At 61.5% G+C, this 25598-nt stretch carries 22 protein-coding genes; 18 read left to right on the top strand and 4 right to left on the bottom strand.

Annotation, left to right across the window (positions count from 1 at the left end; all coding sequences use genetic code 11):
- Positions 1-6: 6 nt before the first annotated feature.
- Both LMG28727_RS19505 and LMG28727_RS19510 read right to left on the bottom strand, forming a co-directional pair.
- A complete protein-coding gene (locus LMG28727_RS19505; RefSeq protein ID WP_201643941.1) occupies positions 7-1254 on the bottom strand; it encodes an ABC transporter substrate-binding protein in 1248 nt (415 codons plus the stop codon).
- A gap of 219 nt (positions 1255-1473) precedes the next feature.
- The gene (locus tag LMG28727_RS19510) at positions 1474-2457 is read right to left on the bottom strand and encodes a fumarylacetoacetate hydrolase family protein (RefSeq protein ID WP_201643942.1); all 984 of its coding nucleotides are present in this window, start codon (positions 2455-2457) and stop codon (positions 1474-1476) included.
- A gap of 145 nt (positions 2458-2602) precedes the next feature.
- On the opposite strand from LMG28727_RS19510, the gene LMG28727_RS19515 reads away from it, so the two are divergent.
- From LMG28727_RS19515 to LMG28727_RS19545, 7 genes are all read left to right on the top strand, one after another.
- Complete coding sequence (locus LMG28727_RS19515) at positions 2603-3502, top strand: IclR family transcriptional regulator (protein WP_201643943.1); 900 nt, start codon at positions 2603-2605, stop codon at positions 3500-3502.
- Positions 3503-3638: 136 nt separating this feature from the next.
- Positions 3639-4937 carry a DUF3108 domain-containing protein gene (locus tag LMG28727_RS19520; protein ID WP_201643944.1) on the top strand — a complete coding sequence of 433 codons (1299 nt, stop codon included), beginning with the start codon at positions 3639-3641 and terminating at the stop codon, positions 4935-4937.
- 196 nt (positions 4938-5133) lie between these two features.
- Positions 5134-5922, top strand: coding sequence for an alpha/beta fold hydrolase (locus LMG28727_RS19525; protein WP_201643945.1), 789 nt, complete (start codon positions 5134-5136; stop codon positions 5920-5922).
- A gap of 118 nt (positions 5923-6040) precedes the next feature.
- Entirely contained in the window at positions 6041-6298 is a 258-nt protein-coding gene (locus LMG28727_RS19530) for a BTH_I0359 family protein (protein WP_074762832.1), read from the top strand.
- A 265-nt stretch (positions 6299-6563) separates the two neighbouring features.
- The gene (locus LMG28727_RS19535; RefSeq protein ID WP_201644132.1) at positions 6564-7634 is read left to right on the top strand and encodes a homocysteine S-methyltransferase family protein; all 1071 of its coding nucleotides are present in this window, start codon (positions 6564-6566) and stop codon (positions 7632-7634) included.
- Positions 7635-7690: 56 nt separating this feature from the next.
- A complete protein-coding gene (gene metH / locus LMG28727_RS19540; protein ID WP_268960512.1) occupies positions 7691-10480 on the top strand; it encodes a methionine synthase in 2790 nt (929 codons plus the stop codon).
- A gap of 155 nt (positions 10481-10635) precedes the next feature.
- Positions 10636-10845 (top strand): acid-shock protein, encoded by a 210-nt coding sequence (locus LMG28727_RS19545; RefSeq protein ID WP_201643947.1) that lies wholly within the window; start codon positions 10636-10638, stop codon positions 10843-10845.
- A gap of 158 nt (positions 10846-11003) precedes the next feature.
- Here LMG28727_RS19545 and LMG28727_RS19550 read toward each other — a convergent pair whose 3' ends face one another.
- Positions 11004-11330 (bottom strand): DUF1840 domain-containing protein, encoded by a 327-nt coding sequence (locus LMG28727_RS19550; RefSeq protein WP_201643948.1) that lies wholly within the window; start codon positions 11328-11330, stop codon positions 11004-11006.
- A gap of 488 nt (positions 11331-11818) precedes the next feature.
- Here LMG28727_RS19550 and argS point away from each other — a divergent pair, with 488 nt between their 5' ends.
- The 5 genes from argS (at position 11819) to LMG28727_RS19575 (ending at position 18174) form a co-directional block, all read left to right on the top strand.
- Positions 11819-13609 (top strand): arginine--tRNA ligase, encoded by a 1791-nt coding sequence (gene argS / locus LMG28727_RS19555; RefSeq protein WP_201643949.1) that lies wholly within the window; start codon positions 11819-11821, stop codon positions 13607-13609.
- 61 nt (positions 13610-13670) lie between these two features.
- A complete protein-coding gene (locus tag LMG28727_RS19560) occupies positions 13671-14489 on the top strand; it encodes an SPOR domain-containing protein (protein WP_201643950.1) in 819 nt (272 codons plus the stop codon).
- 155 nt (positions 14490-14644) lie between these two features.
- Positions 14645-15283, top strand: coding sequence for a thiol:disulfide interchange protein DsbA/DsbL (locus LMG28727_RS19565; protein ID WP_201643951.1), 639 nt, complete (start codon positions 14645-14647; stop codon positions 15281-15283).
- A gap of 15 nt (positions 15284-15298) precedes the next feature.
- Positions 15299-16072 (top strand): SDR family oxidoreductase, encoded by a 774-nt coding sequence (locus LMG28727_RS19570; protein ID WP_201643952.1) that lies wholly within the window; start codon positions 15299-15301, stop codon positions 16070-16072.
- Positions 16073-16587: 515 nt separating this feature from the next.
- Complete coding sequence (locus LMG28727_RS19575) at positions 16588-18174, top strand: ABC transporter substrate-binding protein (protein ID WP_201643953.1); 1587 nt, start codon at positions 16588-16590, stop codon at positions 18172-18174.
- Between the two features lie 94 nt (positions 18175-18268).
- On the opposite strand, the gene LMG28727_RS19580 is transcribed toward LMG28727_RS19575, so the two are convergent.
- The gene (locus tag LMG28727_RS19580; RefSeq protein ID WP_201643954.1) at positions 18269-19342 is read right to left on the bottom strand and encodes an MBL fold metallo-hydrolase; all 1074 of its coding nucleotides are present in this window, start codon (positions 19340-19342) and stop codon (positions 18269-18271) included.
- A gap of 190 nt (positions 19343-19532) precedes the next feature.
- Here LMG28727_RS19580 and LMG28727_RS19585 point away from each other — a divergent pair, with 190 nt between their 5' ends.
- The 6 genes from LMG28727_RS19585 to LMG28727_RS19610 all read left to right on the top strand — a co-directional run bounded on the left by LMG28727_RS19585 (position 19533) and on the right by LMG28727_RS19610 (position 25338).
- A complete protein-coding gene (locus LMG28727_RS19585; protein ID WP_201643955.1) occupies positions 19533-19937 on the top strand; it encodes a MerR family transcriptional regulator in 405 nt (134 codons plus the stop codon).
- A gap of 229 nt (positions 19938-20166) precedes the next feature.
- Positions 20167-21981 carry a bifunctional isocitrate dehydrogenase kinase/phosphatase gene (gene aceK / locus LMG28727_RS19590; RefSeq protein WP_201643956.1) on the top strand — a complete coding sequence of 605 codons (1815 nt, stop codon included), beginning with the start codon at positions 20167-20169 and terminating at the stop codon, positions 21979-21981.
- An 84-nt stretch (positions 21982-22065) separates the two neighbouring features.
- Complete coding sequence (gene can / locus LMG28727_RS19595) at positions 22066-22842, top strand: carbonate dehydratase (RefSeq protein WP_201643957.1); 777 nt, start codon at positions 22066-22068, stop codon at positions 22840-22842.
- Complete coding sequence (locus tag LMG28727_RS19600; protein ID WP_201643958.1) at positions 22835-24043, top strand: acetyl-CoA C-acetyltransferase; 1209 nt, start codon at positions 22835-22837, stop codon at positions 24041-24043. Before can ends, LMG28727_RS19600 begins: the two co-directional genes overlap by 8 nt.
- A 57-nt stretch (positions 24044-24100) precedes the next feature.
- Complete coding sequence (locus LMG28727_RS19605; RefSeq protein ID WP_201643959.1) at positions 24101-24778, top strand: SDR family oxidoreductase; 678 nt, start codon at positions 24101-24103, stop codon at positions 24776-24778.
- 110 nt (positions 24779-24888) lie between these two features.
- The gene (locus tag LMG28727_RS19610; RefSeq protein WP_201643960.1) at positions 24889-25338 is read left to right on the top strand and encodes a YchJ family protein; all 450 of its coding nucleotides are present in this window, start codon (positions 24889-24891) and stop codon (positions 25336-25338) included.
- Positions 25339-25598 lie beyond the last annotated feature (260 nt).

The raw sequence follows: 25598 nt of genomic DNA on the forward strand, positions 1-25598 counted from the left end.
CGCCGATTAACGCGGCTGATAAACCCACTTCCCGTTGCTGATTTCGACCATCACGCGAGCCCGCTGATCGAGCCCGAGGTGATCGGTAGCGCTCATATTGACGACGCCGTTGGTATCCGCGAGACCTTGTGTTGTTTCGAGCGCATCGCGTAAAGCGCGGCGAAACTCCGGGGTGCCGGGTGCGCCTGCTTTCAGCGCGATCGGCACGGCGTGATTGAGCAGCACGCCAGCGTCCCACGTGTATGAGCCGAACGCCGACACGCTGCCCGCTCCATGCTGCGCCTCGAAGCGCGCGATGTAGTCCAGCGCGAGCCGTTTCGCCGGATGGTCCGCAGGCAATTGCGCGGCGACCAGCACCGGACTCGCGGGCAGGAACGTGCCGTTGCAATCGGCGCCGCACACGCGCAGGAAGTCGTTATTGCCGACCCCGTGATTGTGATAGATCAAGCCCTTGTAGCCGCGCTCCCGAAGCGTTTTTGGCGGCAACGCGGCGGGCGTGCCGGCTGCGCCGACCACGACCGCGTCTGGATGCGTCGCGAGGATTTTCAGAATCTGACCGGTGACACTCGGGTCCGTGCGATTGAAGCGCTCGCTCGCCACCATGTCGATGTGATGCAGTTGAGCGAACTTCGCGACTTCGGCGTAGAAAGTTTCGCCAAGCGCGTCGGCCTGCCCGATGAAGGCGATGGTTTTGACGTTGTGCGTGCTCGCGTGTTCGGCAATGGCGGACGCCATCATCGCGTCGGTCTGCGGGGTCTTGAATACCCAGTGACGTTTTGCATCGACGGGTTCGATGATTTTCGCGGACGACGCCAGCGAGATCATCGGCGTTGTGCCTTCGGCGACGACGTCGATCATCGCCAGCGAATTCGGCGTGATCGACGAACCGATGATCGCGTCGACGTGATTTTCGGAGATCAGCTTCTTGGTGTCCTGCACGGCCTGGGTGGTGTCGGACGCGTCGTCGAGCACGGTGTATTCGACCGTTTGACCGCCGATCTGTTTGGGCAGCAGCGCAACCGTGTCGCGTGCGGGAATACCGAGCGACGCGGCCGGTCCGGTCAATGACAGCACGAGGCCGATCTTGACCTGCGCACATGCGATGGCGGGAAATGCGCAGGCCGACGCGCAAGCGAGCGCGGCGCAGAATGCGGCGGCACGGCGGGCGAACGGGTTGACCGATCCGCTTTGCTTCACGTTCGACGCGTGAGCGTGCCGGCTTCCCGTTGCACCGGATTGTTCAAATAGCAGCATGCCTGTCTCCTCACGTCGGTTTTTCGTTTTGATCTACTGCCGATGTGCCGCTTACAGCGTTGCCAGCCACGCCGCTGCGCCAATCAGTGTAGCGGCGCGCTGCGGTGACGGCATCGGGCGAAACCCTTTCGCTTCTGCCTGCGTCGACCAATGCGGGCGCAGGTCTGATGCCGCGCTCCGCATGTCGATCGTGATGCTTCAATGCTTCAATTCAAGGCTTCAGTCCAGCGGCGCGATGCTCTGATCGATCGAACCGAAAATCGACTTGCCCGCTTCGTCGAACATTTCGATCTTCACCGTATCGCCGTACTTCATGAACTCGGTTTGCGGCGCGCCGTGCTCGATGGTTTCGAGGCAGCGCTTCTCGGCGATACAACAGTAGCCGCGCTTCGCGTCCTTGTTCGACACCGTGCCCGATCCGACAATCGCCCCCGTGCGCAAATTGCGCGTCTTGGCCGCATGTGCGATCAATTGCCCGAAGTGAAACACCATATCGGTGCCCGCGTCCGGCTGGCCAACCTTCCTGTTGTTCCAATGAACGATCATCGGTCGATGTACGCGGCCTTCGCGCCAATGTTCACCGAGTTCATCGGGCGTCACGGCGACCGGCGCGAACGAGGTTGCCGGCTTGCTCTGGAAAAAGCCGAAGCCCTTCGCGAGTTCAGCGGGGATCAGGTTACGTAGCGAGACGTCGTTGCAAAGCGTGATGAGCCGGATGCTTCTAAGCGCCTGGTCGGGCGTCGAGCCCATCGGCACGTCGCCGGTGATCACGGCGACTTCCGCCTCGAAGTCGATGCCAAACGCTTCCGATGCGCACAGCACGTCGTCCTTCGGCCCGACGAAGTCGTCGCTGCCGCCCTGGTACATCAGCGGATCGGTCCAGAACTCCGGCGGCATCTCCGCGCCGCGCGCACGGCGCACGAGTTCGACATGGTTCACATACGACGAGCCATCGGCCCACTGGAAAGCGCGCGGCAGCGGCGCCATGCACTCTTTGGCGTCGAACGTAAAGCTGTTGCGCGCGCGGCCCTGGTTGAGCGCGTCGTACAGGTCGTTCAGTTGCGGCGCGTAGAAGGCCCAGTCGTCGAGCACGCGCTGCATGGTGGGCGCGATCGCGTCGGCGATGGCCGCGGTATGCAGGTCGCGGGACACGACGATCAGTTGACCGTCGCGCGTGCCGTCCTTCAGCGTGGCAAGTTTCATAGAGGAGTGAACCGTGTTAGTGACGATGGAGGGAATCTATTCTACGATGGTGAATCGGCGCGACCCAAGTGGGTGAGGGTTTTCAGCGGGCGCGTCGCCATCAACCTCTTTCACCGCTTCTGAACGCGCGCCATGCGCCCCGCTCATGCCTCCAACTGCCCGCTCCGGCGCGATCCGTACCGACTCCGACTCCGCTGAACCACTCGACGCGCCCGAAGCCGACGACGACAGCGTCGACACCGGCGAAGAGAAGTTGCGCTCGGGCATCCAGTCGATCGAGGTCGGTTTCAGATTGCTCGACGTGCTGACCCACGAACCTCGCGCGATGATGCTGCGCGATCTCGCGCAACGCGCCGGCATGAGTCCAGCGAAAGCACATCGGTATCTGGTGAGTTTTCTGCGCCTCAGTGTCGTGTCGCAAGATCCATTGTCGGGGCGTTACGAACTCGGCGGCTTCGCGTTGCAGTTGGGACTCGCACGGCTTGCGCGCGTCGACGGTGTGAAGCTCGCGCGGATCGCGCTGGCGGAATTGCGTGACCGGCTCGATCTCACCGTGGGTATCGCGGTGTGGGGCAATCAGGGGCCGACCATGGTCCACTGGATGGAATCGAGTCATCCCGCGAAGGCGTCGCTGAAGCTTGGCGATGTGATGCCGCTGCTCAGTTCCGCCACTGGCCTGCTGTTCGCCGCCTATCTGCCCGCGAGTAAAACTGCCGCGATGCTCGAACGCGAACTGACTGACTCGCGTCGCTCATCGCATATGAGCGGCCCGCGTACCCATGAAGAGGTCGCCACGGTGCTCGCTCAAGTGCGCGAGCATGAAGCGGCACGCGTCGAAGGCATGTTGCTGCCGACCATTCACGCGTTCTGCATGCCGGTGTTCGATTCGACGGGTGAGCTTGCGTTGGGGCTGGTCGCACTTGGACATGAAGGCGTGTTCGATATTCGCTGGGGCGGTGAAATCGATCTGGCCTTGCGTGACTGCGCGCAAAAGCTGTCGTACGAGCTGGGGTATAGTGCGGCGCCCCGCTGCGAAGATACGTAACGAAAGGCGTTGAAATGACGGGTCGCCGTGGTTCAAGGAACATCGTTCGCGGCCACGCGGTCGAACCCGTTCGCTCATTCGCCTTATGCTGGCGCATCCACCAAACCGCGCTCCCTCACTAGACATTCAATCGCCGATGGCCTCAGCCTCCGCCTCCCGCCGCGCCGATCACCTGCCGCCCAGCGAGCCGCGACGCGGTTCGCGTGCGTGGCGGTGGATCGCGGTACTGGTGAGCGTGGTCGTCGTGCACTGGATCGCTGCGCAATGGTTCGAGCGCAACCGCGCATCGCTCAATCCGCATGACAACGAGCATGTGCCTGTTCAGGTCGCGCTGCTGACGCCGGAGCGCGTCGAAAGCAAACCTGCCGCCGCGACGCAACCGGCTCCCGCCCCGGCTCCCCCACATACAGCCGTAGCGAGCCCGCCACGCGAACATGTGCTGACCGCGCTTCAGCCTGCTGCGAATCAGGCCGCCCCGGCAGCAGCGGCATCGGACGTGGTGGCCAGCGCGCCCGATGGTGCCAGCGCACCCAGCGTGAACCCGAGCGCGAACGCCGGCACCGGCACAGCCAGCGCGCCCGTTGCCGCCAGCGCGCCTCAGGCATCGCCGGGCGTGAAGTTTTCCGTCCCGCCGTCGGCCGAGTTGCAGTACGACACGTTTTATAACAGCGTGCGCAATGCACCCGGCACGATCCACTGGACCAGCAGCGCTAAAGGCTACGAGATGATCGTGTCCGTGCCGCTGCCGTTCGTGGGTCCATTCGTCTACTCGAGCCACGGGCACATCGATGCATTCGGTCTGGCGCCCGACCAGTACAGCGAGAAGCGCGGCCGTCGCGCGGAAGACATCGCGATTTTCAATCGCACAGAGAAGAAAATCGCTTTCACGCGGACACCCGACACGCTGCCGCTGCCCGATGGCGCGCAGGACCGTTTCAGCATGGTGATGCAACTCGCGAGTCTGGTCCGTGGCGATCCGTCGGCGTATAAGCCCGGCGTGACGCGGCAGTTCTTCGTGGTCGACAACAATAGCGGCGAAAACTGGCCCGTCGAGACGATCGGTGACGAAACCATCCGCACGGATCAAGGCTATCTGGAGACGCGCCATTTCAAACGCCTGCCTCGCCATGATGGCGACTTGCGACGCATCGACGTGTGGCTTGCGCCGGCGCTCGGCTGGCTGCCCGCGCGTATCGTTCAAACAGAACCGAACGGCAACCAGTTCGAACTGGTCTGGCGCGGCAAGCTGAGCATCGACGAAGCGGGCTCGCAGGATGGCGACCCCAATGCCAATCAAAGCGGCAACGATGCCGCATCCGCGCTGCCCGCCAATTCCGCCAACACCCCGCCCCCCGCCGACACACCGGCAGTTACGCCCGAGCCGCCCCCGGCTCCCGCGGTCGATCCGACCGATGCCGGCAACCTCAAGCCTTAACTGTCGCTGAATCCGAATAAGGTCTCAGCAGATCGTCGAAACTTCCGCGACGCTCGTGACTCGCACGTCTGTTGCAACCGTTCGCGCGGATACTGCGTATATGAGTCAAGCTTGTGACGAAGTTTTGTGACGAAGTCGGAAGACGACATGCAGCGCGCAAACGGACCTTCTACTGCGTTTCCTTCAAGGAGCCCGCATGCAAGTGAACATCAACGGCATCGAAACGCGCTATGTGCTGAGCAACGAGGGCGGCGGCCCGTGGCTGACGTTCGTCCATCAGCTCGGCGGCGATTTGTCCATATGGGACCAACTCGCCGGCTATTTCCGCGACGACTTCACGGTGCTGCGTTACGACGTACGCGGTCATGGCAGGACTGCGGTATCGGCTGAACCGTTTGGCGTTAGCGATCTGTCAGACGATCTTGCCGCGCTGCTGGACACGCTCGGCGCGCCCAGCACGCATCTCGTCGGCATGTCGATGGGGGGCATGATCGCGCAGCAATTTGCGCTCGATCACCCGTCGCGCGTCGATACGTTGACGATCGCCGACAGTTCTCCTGGCACCACACCAGAAGCCCGTGGCACATGGGATCAACGCGCGCACGCCGCGCGCTCGGATGGAATGGGAGCGCTTACATCGACCACATTGAGCCGCTGGCTGACGGCCGATTTTCAGGCAGCGCATCCCGAAGCGGTCGAACCCATTCGTGAAGTTCTTGCGCACACGTTGCCAGAAGGCTACGCAATGGCATGCGAAGCGCTGCGCGAATTCGACGTACGCAGTAAGCTGGGAAGCATTGTTCGCCCAACCCTGGTCGTGGCGGGGCGCCACGATTCGGGCACGCCGCCTGCTACTTCGCGGTTAATAGCCGACGCCATCCATGGCGCACAGTTCGAACTTCTCGATGCAGCCCATCTTGCCCCCATCGAGCAATCTCACCGTTTTGCTGCACTGCTTGAAACGTTTCTTGAAAGGCCGGTCTAACCGGTAGGTTCGGAACTTCACAAGCGTCAAACCCGGACCCACCCCTTGAATTCCACACCACACGCTCCATTTATGGTGCAGGAACGGCCAGGAGCCAACGGAAATAAGGAGTGTCGCCATGCAAATGATCTATAACAGCCCCAACTATTGTGTTGTCGAGTTTCCGCCGCAGGAAGGTCTGCTGGCCATGAAGTCGGGTGGGTATGAGATCGTGGACAAGAACATGCAGCGTGAAATCTATATCGACGGTGCGATGGCGGCACGTTTTCGCGAGCATGTGCAAAAGCTGATCGAAGAGGAACCGTCGCTGGACGAAGTAGACGAATTCCTCGGCCAGTTCGACAGCCTGATGCATCAACCGGTGATTCTTCACTGATCTCAGGGTTAGGCTTAAGGTTTTTTTGGCGACATATATCGACCGCGCCGTCCGGCAAAACCGGCGGCCTTTTTAAGGCGGTCAGCAGGAATGGAACGGCTCAGCAGGCTTCTCGCCTGCCGGGCCGTTTTCTTTTCAGCTGAGGCTTCCGGTGGCCCAAGCCGCGTCGGCGCCAAAGGACCGCCCGCCAGCGCCGGGCGGATCGCCCCGGCAGCGGCTACAATGACAGGTTTCCTGAAAAAGCCGGCGCAAGCCCTTGTCCGCCATGAACCAGCCTGCTCAAACCGCCACGCCAGCCCGCTCCGAAGCCGCCTACACGCGCGGTGCGACGCTCCCTGCGCTGCTCAAGTCGCGCATCCTGATCCTGGACGGCGCAATGGGCACGATGATCCAGCAATACAAGCTCGACGAAGCGCGTTATCGCGGCGAGCGGTTCAAGGACTATCCGACCGACATCAAAGGCAACAACGAGTTGCTGTCGCTCACGCAGCCACAGATCATCGCCGAGATTCACGAACAGTATCTGGCGGCGGGCTCAGACATCATCGAAACGAATACGTTTGGTGCGACGACGGTCGCGCAGGCGGACTACGGGATGGAAGCACTGGCCATCGAGATGAACCTCGAATCGGCCAAGCTCGCGCGCGCAGCCTGCGACAAGTATTCGACGCCCGACAAGCCGCGCTTCGTCGCCGGCGCCATCGGACCGACGCCGAAGACCGCGAGCATCTCGCCGGACGTGAACGATCCAGGCGCACGCAACGTGACGTTCGACGAACTGCGCGCCGCCTATTACGAACAAGCCAAAGCGCTGCTGGATGGCGGCGCCGATCTGTTCCTCGTCGAAACGATTTTCGACACGCTCAATGCGAAGGCCGCGCTGTTCGCGCTCGACGAGCTGTTCGAGAACACCGGCGAGCGTCTGCCAATCATGATCTCGGGCACCGTCACCGACGCATCGGGCCGCATTCTGTCGGGTCAGACCGTCGAGGCGTTCTGGAATTCGCTGCGTCACGCGAAACCGCTCACGTTCGGGCTGAACTGCGCGCTGGGCGCGGCGTTAATGCGTCCGTACGTCGCCGAACTGGCAAAGCTGTGCGACACCTATGTGTCGTGCTATCCGAACGCCGGTTTGCCGAATCCGATGAGCGATACGGGCTTTGATGAATTGCCGGCGGATACTTCGGGATTGCTGAAGGAATTTGCCCAGGCTGGTCTGGTCAATATCGCCGGTGGTTGCTGCGGCACGACGCCGGAGCACATCGCCGCGATTGCGAAAGCGCTGGCCGACGTCAAGCCGCGTCAATGGCCGACGCAATATCGCGACGCCGCCTGACGAGGGAAGCGGCCTGAATCTCAGGCCGCTGTCGTTCGTATTTATCCGGCAGCAGCATCAAAGCAGCGGCAAACAAAGATGTATCCCAGCCGCACCTAACACGCAAGCCATCGACCCGCACCTACGCCATGACCGATCACACCATGCGCCTTTCCGGCCTCGAGCCGTTCAACGTCACGCCCGGGACGCTCTTCATCAACGTTGGTGAGCGCACCAACGTGACCGGCTCGAAAGCGTTCGCGCGAATGATCCTGAACGACCAGTTCGACGAAGCGATCGCCGTGGCGCGCCAGCAGGTCGAAAACGGCGCGCAGGTCATCGACGTCAACATGGACGAGGCGATGCTCGATTCGAAAGCGGCGATGGTGCGCTTCATGAATCTGATCGCATCGGAGCCGGACATCGCGCGCGTGCCGATCATGATCGATTCGTCGAAATGGGAAGTGATCGAAGCGGGCCTGAAGTGCGTGCAAGGCAAGGCGATCGTCAACTCGATCTCGCTGAAGGAAGGTGAAGCAGCGTTCCGCCATCACGCGAACCTGATTCGCCGCTACGGCGCGGCGGCGGTGGTGATGGCGTTCGACGAACAAGGTCAGGCCGACACTTTCGAGCGCAAGACGCAGATCTGCAAACGCTCGTATGACTTCCTCGTGAACGAAGTCGGCTTCCCGCCGGAAGACATCGTGTTCGATCCGAACATCTTCGCGGTCGCCACTGGTATCGAGGAACACAACAACTACGCGGTCGACTTCATCGAGGCGACCCGCTGGATCAAGCAGAACCTGCCGTACGCGAAGGTGAGCGGCGGCGTGTCGAACGTGTCGTTTTCGTTCCGCGGCAACGACCCGGTGCGCGAGGCGATCCACACCGTGTTCCTCTACTACGCGATTCAGGCGGGGATGGACATGGGCATCGTCAACGCGGGCCAGCTCGGCGTGTATGCCGAGCTCGATCCGGAGTTGCGCGAACGTGTCGAAGACGTGGTGCTGAACCGTCGCGACGACGCCACCGACCGTCTGCTCGAAATCGCCGACAAGTTCAAAACCGGCGCGGCAAAAAAAGAAGAGAACCTCGAGTGGCGTAACCAGCCGGTCGAAAAGCGTCTCGCCCACGCGCTCGTGTCGGGCATCACGAACTTTATCGTCGAAGACACCGAAGAAGTGCGCGCGAAGATCGCCGCCGAAGGTGGCCGCCCGATCAGCGTGATCGAAGGCCCGCTGATGGCCGGCATGGATATCGTCGGCGACCTGTTCGGACAGGGCAAGATGTTCCTGCCGCAAGTCGTGAAATCGGCGCGTGTGATGAAGCAGGCGGTCGCGCATCTGATTCCGTACATCGAAGAAGAAAAGAAGCTGATGGCCGAAGCCGGCGCCGACGTGCGCGCGAAGGGCAAGATCGTGATCGCGACCGTCAAGGGCGACGTGCACGACATCGGCAAGAACATTGTCTCGGTGGTGCTTCAGTGCAATAACTTCGAAGTGGTCAACATGGGCGTGATGGTCTCGTGCAACGACATTCTCGCGAAGGCGAAGGTCGAAGGCGCGGACATCATCGGGCTGTCGGGGCTGATCACGCCGAGTCTCGAAGAGATGGCCTACGTCGCGTCGGAAATGCAGCGCGACGATTATTTCCGCGTGAAGAAGATTCCGCTGCTGATCGGCGGCGCCACCACGTCACGCGTGCACACCGCCGTGAAGATCGCGCCGCATTACGAAGGGCCGGTGGTGTACGTGCCGGACGCGTCGCGTTCGGTTTCGGTGGCGTCGAGCCTGTTGTCCGACGAAGGCGCGGCAAAGTATGTCGACGACCTCAAGGCCGATTACGACCGCATTCGCGTTCAGCACGCCAACAAGAAGGCCACGCCGATGGTCACGCTCGCCGAAGCGCGCGCGAACAAGACGAAGATCGACTGGGCCGGTTATCAGCCGGTCAAGCCAAAGTTCATCGGCCGCCGGGTGTTCAGGAACTTCGACTTGAGCGACCTTGCGAACTATATCGACTGGGGTCCGTTCTTCCAGACGTGGGACCTCGCGGGTCCGTATCCGGCGATTCTGAACGACGAGATCGTCGGCGAATCGGCACGCCGGGTGTTCTCGGACGGCAAGTCGATGCTCTCGCGCCTGATCCAGGGCCGCTGGCTGCAGGCCAACGGCGTGATCGCGCTGCTGCCGGCCAACACGGTGAACGACGACGACATCGAAATCTACACGGACGAATCGCGCTCGGAAGTCGCGCTGACCTGGCGCAATCTGCGCCAGCAAAGCGTGCGGCCGGTGGTGGACGGCGTGATGCGGCCGAACCGGTCGCTCGCCGACTTCATCGCGCCGAAGGAATCGGGCGTGGCCGACTACATCGGCATGTTCGCGGTCACCGCCGGTCTGGGCGTCGATGTGAAGGAAAAGCAGTTCGAAAAGGATCACGACGACTACAGCGCGATCATGCTGAAGGCGCTTGCCGACCGTTTCGCCGAGGCCTTCGCCGAAGCAATGCACGCCCGCGTGCGGCGCGATCTGTGGGGCTATGCGAACGCTGAAAACCTGTCCAACGACGACCTGATCGCCGAGAAATATCACGGCATCCGCCCCGCTCCGGGCTACCCGGCGTGCCCGGACCACCTGGTCAAGCGCGACATGTTCGACGTGCTGCAAGCCAACGAAATCGGCATGAGCGTGACCGAATCACTGGCGATGCTGCCAGCAGCCAGCGTGTCGGGCTTCTATCTGGCGCACCCGGACAGCACGTATTTCTCGGTCGGCAAGATCGGCCAGGACCAGGTTGAAGACTTCGCGCAACGCATGTCGTTGTCGAAAGCGGACGCTGAACGGGCGTTGGCGCCTTTGCTGTAAGCCTTGTGGCGGGAAACCCACTATATCGGGTCTGAAAGACTGAATATTTGCGGCAGCGTAATTTTCGTCTTTGTAGACTGAACCCGGTTTTATCCCGCCAGGCGCGAATACAACGCGTCGGCTTATTAATTGCAATCGTCGACGGAGAGAATCGTATGAAGAAGCTGACGCTGTTATTGACTGCCGTTTCACTTGCTGCGGGCGCCTCAGTGGCGCTGGCCCAGCCTGCCGCTCCGGGCGCGGCCAGTGCGGTGAGCTCGTATTCGCCGCCTACGGAGAAACACGTCAAGAAGCCGAAGAAAAAGAAAGTGAAGAAAGGTGCGTCGGCTCCTGCGGCCGCTCCAGCGGATGCCGCCAGCCAGTAAGCTGCATGGTCAGGCCGGTCGATTCAGACCTTTGAACGACGAAGAGCCCGCATCGCGCGGGCTCTTTTCATTGATGCGGCGATGTCTGCGCCGCCACAGCGATCCCTTCCTGGCCCCGCTGCGGCGGGGTTGCCGCTAGCGCAACACCGCTTCTGGAATCAAAGACCCCAGACGATATCCGCGTTTTCCTTCTGCGCCGCGCGCAGCATGTCGAGGAACGGATACGCACGTTGCGCGAGTCCCGGCGGGATCTCATGATGCTCATGCCCTTCTTCGCCTTCGTGGAAATGGCCGTCGTGTTCGGCGCGTTCCTGCTTGTCGAAAGTGATGGCCGCTTCGAGTTTCGTGATGGCCGGACCCGCTTCGTCGTGAGTAATGACGCCGCGTTCTCCAAGGCGTTTGCCGACAATGCCGACCAGATACTGTGCCAGGTTCTCAAGCATCATCACGTCTGGGCAAGCACGGCATTTGAAAGTAATCAGCATGACTATTCCCTTTTCGTTATGTCGGATTTGACGCGCGGGCGGCTAAAAAAGCCACTGCCGGCGCGCTCTACGTTTGCTCGCCAGGCAGGCATGGCGGCCACGGCCCTTGCTGGGCATCTCATTGAACATATTAGCACCTGCTAAAATCCGTCTGAACGGAAAAGCGCGCTGCAACGCACCGCGCGAGGCGAAGCGCAGAAATGCGTGGTTGGGTAAGTCGACGGCAGGCATCGCGGCCGAATCCGGCTGGAAACAGCCAGCGCCGTCGCAAGTTACGTTGCCGCGCCCGGTGCACCGCCTGACTGCTTTGCAGGCAACGTGCCTGACGGCGCGACGGGGTTACCCCGCGTCGCCCTGATGGACCGCAACGCGTGCAGCGCCGCTTTCCACGCTTCTGACGAACCGGCTGCGCCTGATGCAAAAACGCATGACGCACGGCCGGCGCCTCTCCCGCCTCACCGGATTGCCTCACTGGACTCGCAACAAGCATGCTGCCCGCACATAAACATACCCTCGAAACACTGCTCGCCGACACGGTGAAGCAGGTCGCAGAAGCCACCCAGGGCGCGACCGAAGCCGCTTTTGTGTCGCCCACCATCACGCTCGAACGACCCAAGGTCGCCGCTCATGGCGACGTCGCGTGCAATGTGGCCATGCAACTCGCCAAGCCGCTGCGCGCGAATCCGCGCCAGCTGGCTCAACAGATCGTCGACGCACTCCTCGCGCAGCCGCAGGCCAAAGGCCTGATCGACGCCGCTGAAGTGGCCGGCCCCGGCTTCATCAACCTGCGTCTCGCCGCTGCGGCCAAGCAGGCGGTGATCGCCGCCGTGTTCGCCGAGCAGGACAAGTTCGGCCGCTCGGATCGCGACGCCGGCAAGCACGTGCTGATCGAATTCGTGTCGGCGAACCCCACCGGTCCGCTGCACGTCGGCCACGGCCGCCAGGCCGCGCTCGGCGACGCGCTCGCCAACGTGCTGACCTCGCAAGGCTGGGACGTGCATCGCGAGTTCTACTACAACGACGCCGGCGTGCAGATCCACACGCTCGCGCTGTCCACTCAGGCGCGCGCACGCGGCCTCGCTCCCGGTGACGAAGGCTGGCCGGCTTCGGCGTACAACGGCGAGTACATTGCCGACATCGCGAAAGACTATCTGGACGGCGCGACCGTAGCGGCGAGCGACGGCGAACCCGTCACCGGTGCGCGCGACGTCGAAAACCTCGAAGCGATCCGCCGCTTCGCCGTCGCGTATCTGCGCCGCGAGCAGGACATGGACTTGCAGGCGTTCGGCGTGAAGTTCGACCAGTACTATCTGGAGTCGTCGCTGTACACGGAAGGCCGGGTCGAGAAAACCGTCAATGCACTGGTCGCCGCCGGCAAGACCTACGAGCAGGACGACGCCCTGTGGCTGCGCACCACCGACGACGGCGACGACAAAGACCGCGTGATGCGCAAGAAAGACGGTACCTACACGTACTTCGTGCCCGACGTCGCCTATCACGTCGCCAAGTGGGAGCGCGGCTTCACGAAGGTCATCAACGTTCAGGGTTCGGACCACCACGGCACGATCGCGCGCGTGCGTGCCGGCCTGCAAGGTCTTGGCATCGGCATTCCGAAGGGCTATCCCGACTACATCCTGCACAAGATGGTCACCGTCATGCGCAACGGCGAAGAGGTGAAAATCTCCAAGCGCGCGGGCAGCTACGTGACGGTGCGCGACCTGATCGAATGGTCGGGCGGCGCGCTGCCAGGCCAGGAAGCCGCCGTCGATCTGATCGACGAAGACACCATTCGCCGTGGCCGCGATGCGGTGCGCTTCTTCCTGATCTCGCGCAAGGCGGATACGGAATTCGTGTTCGACATCGACCTCGCGCTGAAGCAGAACGACGAGAATCCGGTGCACTACGTGCAATACGCGCACGCACGCATCTGCTCGGTGATCGCCGAATGCAAGACGCGCTACAACACCGACGAAAGCACGCTCGCAAGCGTGGACGTGTCGCCGCTCACCAGCGAACGCGCAATGGCTCTGCTGAACAAGCTCGCCGAATTCCCGGACATGCTGCAACATGCCGCCGACGAACTCGCACCGCACGCGGTCGCGTTCTATCTGCGCGACCTCGCCGGGGAATTCCACTCGTTCTACAATGACCGTGCCGAGCGCGTGCTGGTCGACGATGCGGCCGAGCGCAATGCACGCGTGGCATTGCTCGCGGCCACGCGCCAGGTGCTGGCCAACGGTCTCGCGACGATCGGCGTCTCCGCTCCCGCCAAGATGTAAGTCCTCCGGCGCAACATGCATGCGGCCGTCGCTATAATCGACGGCCGTTCCAGGATTCTTTTTGCAGGTGATTCGTACGATGGCAAAACCACGCCGCACAACAAAGCAATCGAAGCAAACCGGGGGCACTTTTCTCGGCATCGTGCTGGGCCTGATCGTCGGCCTGGCGATCGCGGTAGTGGTGGCGCTGTATATCACCCGGGCACCTACGCCATTCGTGTCGAAGGTCGCACCGCCCGCGGCATCCGACTCCAACGCGGGCAACACGCAATACGATCCGAACCGTCCGCTGCAAGGCAAGACGCCGGGCCAACCGGTGCCGCAAGCTGCGCAACCGGCTCCGCCTAACACCGCGCCGGGTCAAACCAATTCGCAAACCCAGTCGGGTATCGCGGAAGAACCGCAGATCATCGAAGTGCCGCCGTCGGCCGGCAATGCAAACGGCACGGCGGTTGCGCCGAAGCCTTCGCAAGATAACGGCAACGAAACGGCCACGGCGCCTGCTCCGGTGAAGAAGCCGCAAGCATCGAGCGCACCGGCTGCCACCGCCGCAGGCTCTGCACCGAAGCCCAACGCGACGGCCAATGCCAATGCGAAACCGGGGTCGGCTGCTACGGCGACGTCCGCTCCGGGCGATGCGAACACCGGCTACTTCCTGCAAGTGGGCGCATACAAGACCGCAGCCGATGCCGAACAGCAACGCGCGCGTCTCGCGTTCCAGGGCTTCGAATCGAAGGTTACCCAGCGTGATGCAGGCGGCGTGACGTACTATCGCGTGCGCATCGGGCCGTTTTCGAAGTTCGAGGACATGAATTCGAACCGTCAGCGTCTGTCGGACGCGGGTGTCGATACCGCGGTAATCCGTTTCACCAAACAATAAACAAACGGTAAACATCGGCACGCGCCGCCAGCCGAACTATGAGCGAGCCGCGCGTGTCACAGCCCGATGGGCGATCAAACATCGTCTGACTCTGAGAAGCGGTGACGGGCATTTGCGTGGCGCCACCGCTTTACTGCCTACCTGGATCACACAACATGAAAAAACTGCTGAGCATTCTGTTTCTCTCGCTGGGTCTGATCGCCGCCACGGCCCAGGCGTCGCCGTCCGCACCGGTGGCAGGCAAGGACTACACCGTGCTGCCGTCGCCGCAACCGACCGACGTGCCGGCCGGCAAGATCGAAGTCACCGAATTCTTCTGGTACGGCTGCCCGCACTGCAACGAATTCAACCCGTACCTCGAAGCATGGGTGAAGAAGCAGGCTCCTGACGTCGTGTTCAAGCGTGTGCCGGTTGCATTCCGCGACGACTTCATTCCGCACTCGAAGATGTACCACGCGCTCGACGCCCTCGGCGTCGCTCAGGAACTGACGCCGAAGGTGTTCAACGAAATCCACGTCAACAAGAACTATCTGCTGACGCCGGAAGATCAGGCCAAATTCCTCGCCAAGAACGGTGTCGATCCGAAGAAGTACATGGAAGCGTACAACTCGTTCTCGACGCAAAGCGCATTGCAGAAGGACAAGAAGCTGCTCGACGACTACAAGATCGACGGCGTGCCGACGCTCGCGGTGCAAGGCAAGTATGAAACCGGTCCGGCCGCCACCGACAGCCTGCCGGGCACGATCCAGGTGCTCGACTACCTGGTGTCGCAAATCCGCGCGAAGAAGATGTAAAGACGAGGCGCCGCAATGAGTTCACCGCTGAAGGTTTTCATTACCGGCGCTTCGAGTGGCATAGGCCTCGCGCTCGCCGCCGACTACGCGGCGCGCGGCGCGATTCTCGGCCTCGTTGCCCGCCGCGGCGACGCGCTCGCCGCGTTCCAGCAGTCCCATCCCCAGAACACGGTCTCAATCTATTCCGTCGATGTTCGCGACGCCGAAGCGCTCGCCGAAGCGGCGGCTCAATTCATCACGCAGCACGGCTTGCCCGACGTCGTGATCGCCAATGCAGGCATCAGTCGTGGCGCGGTTACCGGGCACGGCGATCTGCGGGCCTTCCGCGAAGTGATGGACGTCAATTACTTCGGCATGGTCGCCACCTTCGAACCGTTCGCCGCCGCCATGGTCGCTGCGAAGCACGGCACGCTGGTCGGCATTGCCAGCGTCGCCAGTGTGCGTGGCTTGCCGGGGTCGGGCGCGTATAGCGCGTCGAAATCGGCGGCACTCAAGTATCTCGAAGCACTGCGTGTGGAGATGCGGCCATTGGGCGTCGGTGTGGTCACCATCGCGCCCGGCTATATCCGCACGCCGATGACCGAACACAATCCGTACACCATGCCGTTCCTGATGGACGCCGACCGTTTCGCGGCGAAGGCAACGCGCGCGATAGAGCGTCGAACGGCTTTCTCTGTGTTTCCGTGGCAAATGCGCATTGTCGCGATGCTGTTGCATGTGTTGCCGCGCTGGCTCTACGACCGCGCGTTCGAACGCGCGCCGCGCAAGCCGCGAGTCGCTGCCGAGTAAATCACGCACCGCCGTGCGGCCGCGATGCAGCCAGCGGTGCGCACGAAGCAGCAGCACGAGATAACGCACTCGCTGCATCACTGGTGCCGGCCATCGCTGAAACGCTGTTTGCGCGGCGACTCTGCGACGTCGATCTCATTCTGCTTTCCTGCCAGCCCTGGCGCCTCACTCAAACTCACCGCGATGCCCTCCCGCACGATCCATGTGCGGCGGCCACACGCGTCGTGTTGATCGATCAAGCAAAGGTTCGTGCCACGGCGTACACGCATCGAAATGGAGCGGGCTCCGCGCACGAAACCGAACCCATATGGATATACGGATTAAGTTGTTGTCGCCGCAATCTCCCTTCGATAAGCTTTCGCGAAGGCCGCCAACTGCATGGCCGGTGTCATCCGAGTCATGCGCCAGCGCCGGAAACGTATCACAATAAAGACGACGTTCAGCCTCGTCCCTCGCCACCGGAATAACCACACAACCAGACGCACTGCCCGACTGCGCTCGTTATGGGAGAACCTATGCGCTTCAAACTGCTCGCAGCCGCCGTATTGTTCACGGCCCCCGCGCTCGTGCTCGCCAAACCGCTGACCGTCTGTACCGAGTCGAGCCCCGACGGCTTCGACGTGGTGCAGTTCAATTCGCTCGTCACGACCAACGCGTCGGCGGATGTAATTTTCAATTCGCTGGTCTCGTACGACGAGGCCGCAAAGAAAGTCGTCCCGGCGCTGTCCGACAAATGGGAAGTGAGCGCCGACGGCCTCACCTATACGTTCCATCTGCGGCCTAACGTGCAGTTCCAGACCACCGACTACTTCAAGCCGACCCGCGCGCTGAACGCCGACGACGTCGTATTCACGTTCGAGCGCATGCTTGACGAGAACAACCCGTGGCACAAGGTGGCGGGCGCGAGCGGCTTCCCGCATGCACAGTCAATGGGCTTGCCGAAGCTCATCAAGTCGATCAGCAAGGTCGACGACAACACGGTCAAGTTCGAACTGAACTCGCCGGACGCGACCTTCGTATCGATCCTGACGATGGGTTTTGCGTCGATCTATTCGGCTGAATACGCCGACCAGTTGCTGAAGGCTGGCAAGCAGGTCGATCTGAACGCGAAGCCGATCGGCACCGGCCCGTTCACACTGAAGAGCTATACGAAAGACGCGGTGATCCGCTATGACGTGAACCCCAGCTACTGGGGGCCGAAGCCGAAGATCGACCGTCTGATCTACGCGATCACGCCGGACGCCACGGTCCGCGCGCAGAAGGTCAAAGCGGGCGAATGCCAGATCGCGTTGTCGCCGAAACCGCAGGATCTCGCGGATGCGAAAAACGACAAGTCGCTCGCCATCGTGCAGACACCGGCATTCATGACCGCGTTTGTCGCGTTGAACACGCAGAAGAAGCCGCTCGACAACCAGAAGGTACGCGCCGCATTGAACATGGCGTTCGACCGCACCACCTATCTGAAAACCGTGTTCGACAACACCGCGACGCCGGCCACGAACCCGTATCCGCCGAACACGTGGAGCTATAACAAGTCGGTGAAGCCGTGGCCGTACGATCCGGCGAAAGCGAAGAAACTGCTCGCCGACGCGGGCTATCCGAACGGCTTTGAAACGACGATCTGGGTACGCCCGAATGGCAGCGTGCTGAATCCGAATCCGAAAGCGGGCGCCGAATTGCTGCAAGCCGACTTCGCGAAGATTGGCGTGAAGGCAGAGGTGAAGGTGATCGAATGGGGTGAGTTGATCAAGCAGGCCAAGCAAGGTCAGCACGACTCGCTGTTCATGGGCTGGGCGGGCGACAACGGCGATCCGGACAATTACCTGTCGCCGCTATTCAGTTGCAACGCGGTGAAGTCGGGGATCAACTTCGCGCGCTTCTGCGATCAGGATCTGGACAAGCTGATTGCCGACGGCAAGGCCACGCCGGATATCGCCAAACGCACGAAGGCGTATGAGCAGGCGCAGCAGATCATCCACGATCAGGCGCTGTGGATTCCGCTGGGATATCCGACCGCGTCGGCGGTGACGCGCACGAATGTGAGCGGGTATCACGTGAGTCCGTTTGGCCGCGTGAACTTCGCGACGGTGTCGGTGCAGTAAATGCCGCTTGCCTGACGGTGCGAAAGTACACAGAAGAAAGCCCGGTCTGGATGACCGGGCTTTTTTTATTGCTGCGTCAACGCGTTTGACTGATTCAGGCCGGCGAGAAGCGAATCACTCCGTCCGCGTCGTGCGTGCGTTTCAACTCGCCCGACAGCCACAGCAGATGCAAATGCGCGAGCGCTTCACCGAGCGCGAACGTCATTTGATGGATATCGAGTTGGCGCTTGAACATTAGCGGCACGATGTCTGCGGCGCTGTGCGGTTTCTCTGCGCACGCGTCGCGCACTTCGGCCAGCCGCGCATCATGATGCTCGCGCAATTGACGGATGCGCGTGCGAACCCCGCGAAAAGGCTTGCCGTGTGACGGCAGCACTAGCGTGTCTTCCGGCATCGTCTCGTAGCGGCCTAGCGACTCCAGATACAACGCGAGCGGTGTGCCCTCCGGTTCGATATCGAACACGGACACATTGGTCGAAATGCGCGGCAGCACCATGTCGCCGGAAATCAGCACGCCGGTTTCCTCGCAATACAACGCGCAATGTTCCGGCGAATGGCCGAAACCCGTCACGACGCGCCACGTGTTGCCGCCGACCTTCACGTCATCGGCTTCGCGCAACCGGCGGTATTGGCCCGGAATGGCCGGTACGAGGCTCGAGTAGTAGCTCTTGCGGTGACGCAGTTTTTCGAGCGATTCCTCATCGTTCAGACCGTGCCGCGCGAAGTGCCGCGCCGCTGCCTCACCGCCTGCATTCGAGCCGTCCCCTGCGGCCATGACACGGGCCTGCATGTATTCACCGAGGGTCATCCATAGGCGCACGTCCCAACGCTTCCTGTCGCCTCCCGTGCACACCCAATGCGCGAGGCCGATGTGGTCCGGATGACAATGCGTGACGATCACGCGCAGCGCCGGCAAACCGTCGAGTACCGAATCGAACACGGTTTCCCAGTTCTGCTTGATCGTGTCCGACGTGATGCCGCAGTCCACCACCGTCCAACCCTCTTTGCCGTCGATCTGGTCGCGCAGCAGCCACAGATTGATGTGATCGAGTGCGAAAGGCAGCGGCATGCGCAGCCAGAACACGCCGGGGGCGACTTCCATCGCGTGGCCGGGTTCCGGCAAGGTATCGCTGAATGGGTATTGGAGTTGATGTTCGAGTGCATTCATTGGGGATGTCTTCCTCCGTCGGCCGTCCGGTATGGCGAGGTGTGCGATGCCGGTCAGCGTGGTTGTGGCGCTTGTTGCGCTATCGCGCCGTGGGTGCTGCCGTAGTTGATTTCAGCTCAGGTTGACGATAACGTAAACGTCTAGATTCTATCGTTCAATCTGATTTTCTGCCCGGCCACGGACTCCCCCGATGAACACGCAATACACGATCACCGAACTCGCGCGGGAATTCGACGTCACGCCGCGCGCGATTCGTTTCTACGAAGATCAGGGTTTACTCTCGCCGAGCCGCGAAGGGTCGAGCGGCTTGCGGCGCGTGTACTCGGGTCGGGATCGCACGCGACTGAAGCTCACGCTGCGAGGCAAGCGGCTCGGCTTCACACTGTCCGAAATCCGCGATCTGCTGGACGTCTACGAATCGCCGACCGACACCGTGCCGCAATTGCATGCATTTCTCGCCACGGTGGCGCGCCATCGCGAGGTACTTGAACGGCAACGGGAAGACCTCGATGCGACGCTCGAAGATCTTTCGCAATACGAAGCCCAGGCGCGCGCGCTGCTCGACGGCGGCACGCGCGAAGCCCGGCCTGCGTGAACGGATGGCCTGAAGAACCAGCACGCGCGCAAATATTTTTTGTTGGAAGTTGCAGCGCCTATTGCACGCCGAACTCAAGCATTGAGCGGAGATAGTCTGAACGTCGGCCAACGCCAGCCAACGCCCACCAGGCGTGAAAGCGCGAGTCGAGCGGCGCGATGCGTCGCAGGTCCACCCGGACGATACAATCACGGGTGTCTTCACGACATGAGACGAATGCACGGTCGACATGAATCACTTTCCCAAACTGCTGTCGTCGCAAATCGGCTTTGACGTCGCCCAGACGATGCTCGAAGGATTCGACCGGCATTACCAGATCTTCCGCGACGCGGCGATCCGTGCCAAAACGCTGTTCGAAACGGGCGACTGGCACGGTCTGCAAAAACTCGCCCGTGAGCGCATTACTTCGTATGACGAACGCGTGGCCGAATGCGTGATTCTTCTCGAAGACGAATACGACGCGGAAGAGATCGACAACGAAGTCTGGCAGCAGATCAAGCTGCACTACATCGGTCTATTGACCACGCACCGCCAACCCGAGTGCGCGGAGACGTTTTTCAATTCGGTATGCTGCAAGATCCTGCACCGCTCGTATTTCAATAACGATTTCATTTTCGTGCGGCCGGCAATCTCGACCGACTATATCGAGAACGACGAGCCTGCAGCAAAGCCGACGTACCGCGCGTATTACCCTGGCAAAGACGGTCTGGCCGCCACGCTCGAGCGGATCGTAACGAACTTCCAGCTCGAGCCGCCGTTCGAAGATTTGACGCGCGATGTCGGCTGCGTGATGCAGGCCATTCACGATACGTTCGGCGCGTTCGACGAAGCACCCAACTTCCAGATTCACGTGCCGTCGTCGCTGTTTTATCGGAACAAGTCGGCGTATATCGTCGGGCGAATTATCAACGGTGATGCACTACTGCCATTTGCCGTGCCGCTGCGACATGTCAAACCCGGCGTGCTCGCGCTCGACACTGTCCTGCTCAACCGCGACCCGTTGCTGATCATCTTCGGCTTCTCGCATTCCTACTTTCTCGTCGATATGGAAGTACCTTCCGCCTATGTCGAATTTCTCGGCACGATCATGCCGGGCAAACCGAAGGCGGAAATCTATACGTCGCTGGGATTGCAGAAACAGGGCAAGAATCTGTTCTATCGCGATCTGCTGCATCACCTGTCGCATTCGAGCGACCGATTTATCATCGCGCCCGGCATCAAAGGGCTCGTGATGCTAGTGTTCACGCTGCCCTCTTTCCCCTACGTTTTCAAGCTGATCAAAGACAACTTCCCGCCGCCGAAAGAAACGACTCGCGCGCAGATTCAGGCGAAGTATCAGCTTGTTAAACGGCACGATCGCCTGGGTCGCATGGCCGATACGCTCGAATATTCGAGTGTCGCATTGCCCCTCTCGCGGCTCGACGACGCGCTCGTGCGCGAACTCAAAAAAGAAGTGCCGTCGCTGATCGAATATGACGGCGACAGCCTGGTGATCCGCCATCTGTATATCGAGCGACGCATGGTGCCGCTCAATCTGTTCCTGCAAAACGGCAGCGATGACGACGTCGATCACGGCATTAGGGAATACGGCAATGCGGTGAAAGAGTTGATGCAGGCGAACATCTTTCCCGGCGACATGCTGTACAAGAATTTCGGCGTGACCCGTCATGGCCGCGTCGTGTTTTACGACTACGACGAAATCGAATATCTGACCGACTGTAATGTGCGCGCAGTGCCTGCGCCACGCAGCGAGGAAGACGAACTCTCGGGCGAACCGTGGTATTCGGTGGGCCCGCACGACATTTTCCCCGAAACGTATGGCACTTTTCTGCTCGGCGACCCACGCGTGCGCCGGTCTTTCATCCAGCATCACGCAGACTTCTTCGATCCGGCGCTGTGGCAACGGCACAAGGATCACCTACTGAAAGGCGAACTGCCCGACTTTTTTCCGTACGACAACAGCGCGCGCTTTTGCGTGCGGTATCCCGAACGTTTCGCGGATACCCCCGCTGAAGACGATGAACGCAACGCACGAGCCGCGTGAAACGCGCGTATCGCCAGATGCCTTATATAACGAGATCGACCGCGCTCGAATCAACCGGTCGATCGATCACCGCAAAGACGCAACATGACAACCAACGCCTCTAACTCTTCCCACCCGCTCGCGCATCTGTTCGACAACAACGACGCGTGGGTCACGCGCAAATTGTCCGAAGATCCCGAATTCTTCTCGCGTCTCGCGCATCAGCAGGCGCCCGAATATCTGTGGATCGGCTGCTCCGACTCGCGCGTGCCGGCGAACCAGATCATCGGCCTGCCGCCAGGCGAAGTGTTCGTCCACAGAAACATTGCGAACGTGGTGGTGCATACCGATCTGAACTGTCTGTCGGTGATCCAGTTTGCCGTCGATCTGTTGAAGGTCAAGCACATCATGGTGGTTGGCCACTACGGTTGCTCGGGCGTCGCAGCCGCACTTCACGGCCGTCGCGTCGGTCTCGCGGATAACTGGCTCGCCCACGTGCAGGACGTGCGCAGCAAACACGCGGCGCTGATCGAGGAATGGCCGATTGGCGAAGTGCGTCATCGGCGCCTCGTCGAACTCAATACGATCGAGCAGGTGATGAACGTGTGCCGCACGACCATCGTCAACGATGCATGGGCGCGTGGCCAGGAATTGACCGTTCACGGCTGGGCCTATGGCGTGCATGACGGCAAGGTGCGTAACCTCGGCATGACGATCAGCGACGCTGCCGCGCTCGAATCGACCTACAAGGAGTGCGTCGCGGCAGTATCGGCGAGAGGCGCGCATAAAGCGGACAACGACGTGGTCGCGGCCGACGCCGCGCAACTTGGCGACGTACCGGCCATCGTCGAAGGTGTGATCAAGGAGCTAAAACATGAGTGAGACAAACATGAACGCAAGCCAGTCTGATCCGATCGTGATCGTCGGTGCGGCGCGCACGCCGATGGCCGCATTTCAGGGCGACTTCGCCGCGCTTACCGCGCCTCAACTCGGCTCGGCCGCGATCGAAGCCGCCGTGCAGCGCGCGGGGCTGAAACCCGAACAGATCGACGAAGTGGTGATGGGCTGCGTATTGCCTGCCGGTCTCGGCCAGGCGCCTGCGCGTCAGGCCGCGCTCGGCGCTGGCTTGCCGTTGAGCACCGGCAGCACGACGGTCAACAAGATGTGCGGCTCCGGCATGCGCGCAGCCATGTTCGCGCACGACATGCTCGCCGCGGGTTCCGCCGACGTGATCGTCGCGGGCGGCATGGAGAGCATGACGAACGCGCCTTATCTGTTGCCCAAGGCGCGCGGCGGCATGCGGATGGGACATGGTCAGGTAATCGACCACATGTTCTACGACGGTCTCGAAGATGCGTACGAGAAAGGCCGTCTGATGGGCACGTTTGCCGAGGAGTGCGCGGCATCGTTCGACTTCACGCGTGAAGCGCAGGACGCGTTCGCCATCGAGTCGCTCAACCGTGCCAAACGCGCGAACGAAGACGGTTCGTTCGCGTGGGAAATCACGCCGGTCAAAGTGGCGAGCCGTCAAGGCGACGTGACCATCGATCACGACGAGCAGCCGTTCAAGGCAAATCTCGAAAAAATCCCGACGCTCAAGCCCGCGTTCAGCAAAACCGGCACGGTGACAGCAGCGAATTCGTCGTCGATTTCGGACGGTGCAGCCGCGCTCGTGATGATGCGCGAATCGACGGCGAAGCGGCTCGGCGTCGAACCGATTGCACGCGTGGTCGGCCACTCGACGTTCGCACAGGAACCGGCGAAGTTCACCACCGCGCCAATCGGGGCGATTCGCAAGCTGTTCGAGAAGAACGGTTGGCGCGCCGACGAAGTCGATCTCTATGAGGTCAACGAAGCGTTCGCCGTCGTGACCATGGCCGCGATGAAGGAACACCATCTGCCGCATCAGAAGGTCAACGTGAACGGTGGCGCTTGTGCGCTAGGTCATCCGATTGGCGCATCGGGCGCGCGCATTCTCGTCACGTTGATCGGTGCGTTGAAGAAGCGCGGTTTGAAGCGTGGCGTCGCGACGTTATGCATCGGCGGCGGCGAAGCGACTGCGATGGGGATCGAACTGGTTTAGCAAGCTATCTGCCGCGGTGTTTTTGAAGCGGCGATAGTCAACAGATTGAGGTATTCGATGAAGACAGTATTGATCGTCGGTGCATCGCGCGGCATCGGTCAGGAATTCGTACGGCAATACAAAAAGAGCGGCTGGCGCGTACTCGCCACCGCGCGCGACGGCGCCGCGCTCGACGCATTGAAGGAACTCGGCGCAGAACCATTTGAAGTCGACGTGACCGAACCGGCGGACATCGCCGCGCTCGGCTGGAAGCTCGACGGCGAGCGACTCGATGCGGCGATTGTGGTGTCGGGCGTGTACGGTCCGCACACCGAAGGCATTGAAACAATCACCGCTGAAGACTTCGATCACGTGATGCACACGAACGTGCGCGGTCCGATGCAACTCATGCCGATCCTGCTGCCGCTAGTCGAAGATGCCGGCGGTGTGTTCGCGGTGATTTCGAGCAAGATGGGCAGCATCAGCGACACGAGCGGCACAAGCGGCTGGCTGTATCGCGCGAGCAAGGCGGCGTTGAACGACGTGCTGAAGCTCGCGTCGCTGAACGCACAGCGCGCCACGTGTGTGTCGCTGCATCCCGGCTGGGTGCGCACCGACATGGGCGGTGCGCAGGCGGCCATCGATCCGGCGCGCAGCGTCACGGGCATGCGGGATGTGCTCGCGCAGGCCGCTGCGTCACGCGATGCGTTCAATGGCCGCTTCTATCAATACGACGGTACGCCGCTCGACTGGTAAGAAGGGGCGTTCATGCACGTTCACCGCGCTGACGGGTACCTAGGTCAGATCCGGCCACGCGGCAGCGTTCCAGAAAGTATTGACCGCTCGCGGTGCTGGTTGAAAGTCCAATGAATAAACAATTATTGTCAATGCAACGACCTAACGACTGCCCCTGCGGCGGTGCCGCGCCCGCGCAGCGAAGCGGGACCAAAGCGCCGCGCTTTACACAATGTTGCGGCCGCTACATTGACGGCAATGAAACCGCACCACGCGCGCTCGAACTGATGCGCTCGCGTTACAGCGCCTATGTTGTCGGCGCAACGGAATACCTGCGCGCCACGTGGGCGCCTCACACTTGCCCTGCCGATCTCGACGCGGACCCGGGCGCGCCCGACGCGCCACGTTGGCTCGGACTTCAGATCAAGGCTTTCACCGAAACCGACGACCATCACGCGACGGTCGAATTCGTCGCACGATACAAGGTGGGCGGCCGCGCGCACCGGCTGCATGAACTCAGTCGCTTCGTGCGTGGCGACGACGGACGCTGGCGTTATATCGACGGCGACGTTAGCGAGTAACCGCGCTCTGCGTCGCTGCTGCATTTCCAAATATTTCGCCCGCGGCCGGCTCACGTTACGCAGTATTCAGTGACCGCTTTCACCTGCACCGTTTTCAGCACTTACTGAACGCATCGACATAAGGCCCTGATATCAGGGCTTTTTTTTCGTGTTGGCTCGGCACCACAGCGTCCCCCTTTCGGTCGATTACTTCGTCCACCCAATCACCGGCGCGCCATGCGGGCCTTGGCTTCATCGACGCAAAAAGCGTGCGGCAATTT

The organism is Paraburkholderia metrosideri (assembly GCF_904848625.1).
GTDB classification, from domain to species: domain Bacteria; phylum Pseudomonadota; class Gammaproteobacteria; order Burkholderiales; family Burkholderiaceae; genus Paraburkholderia; species Paraburkholderia metrosideri.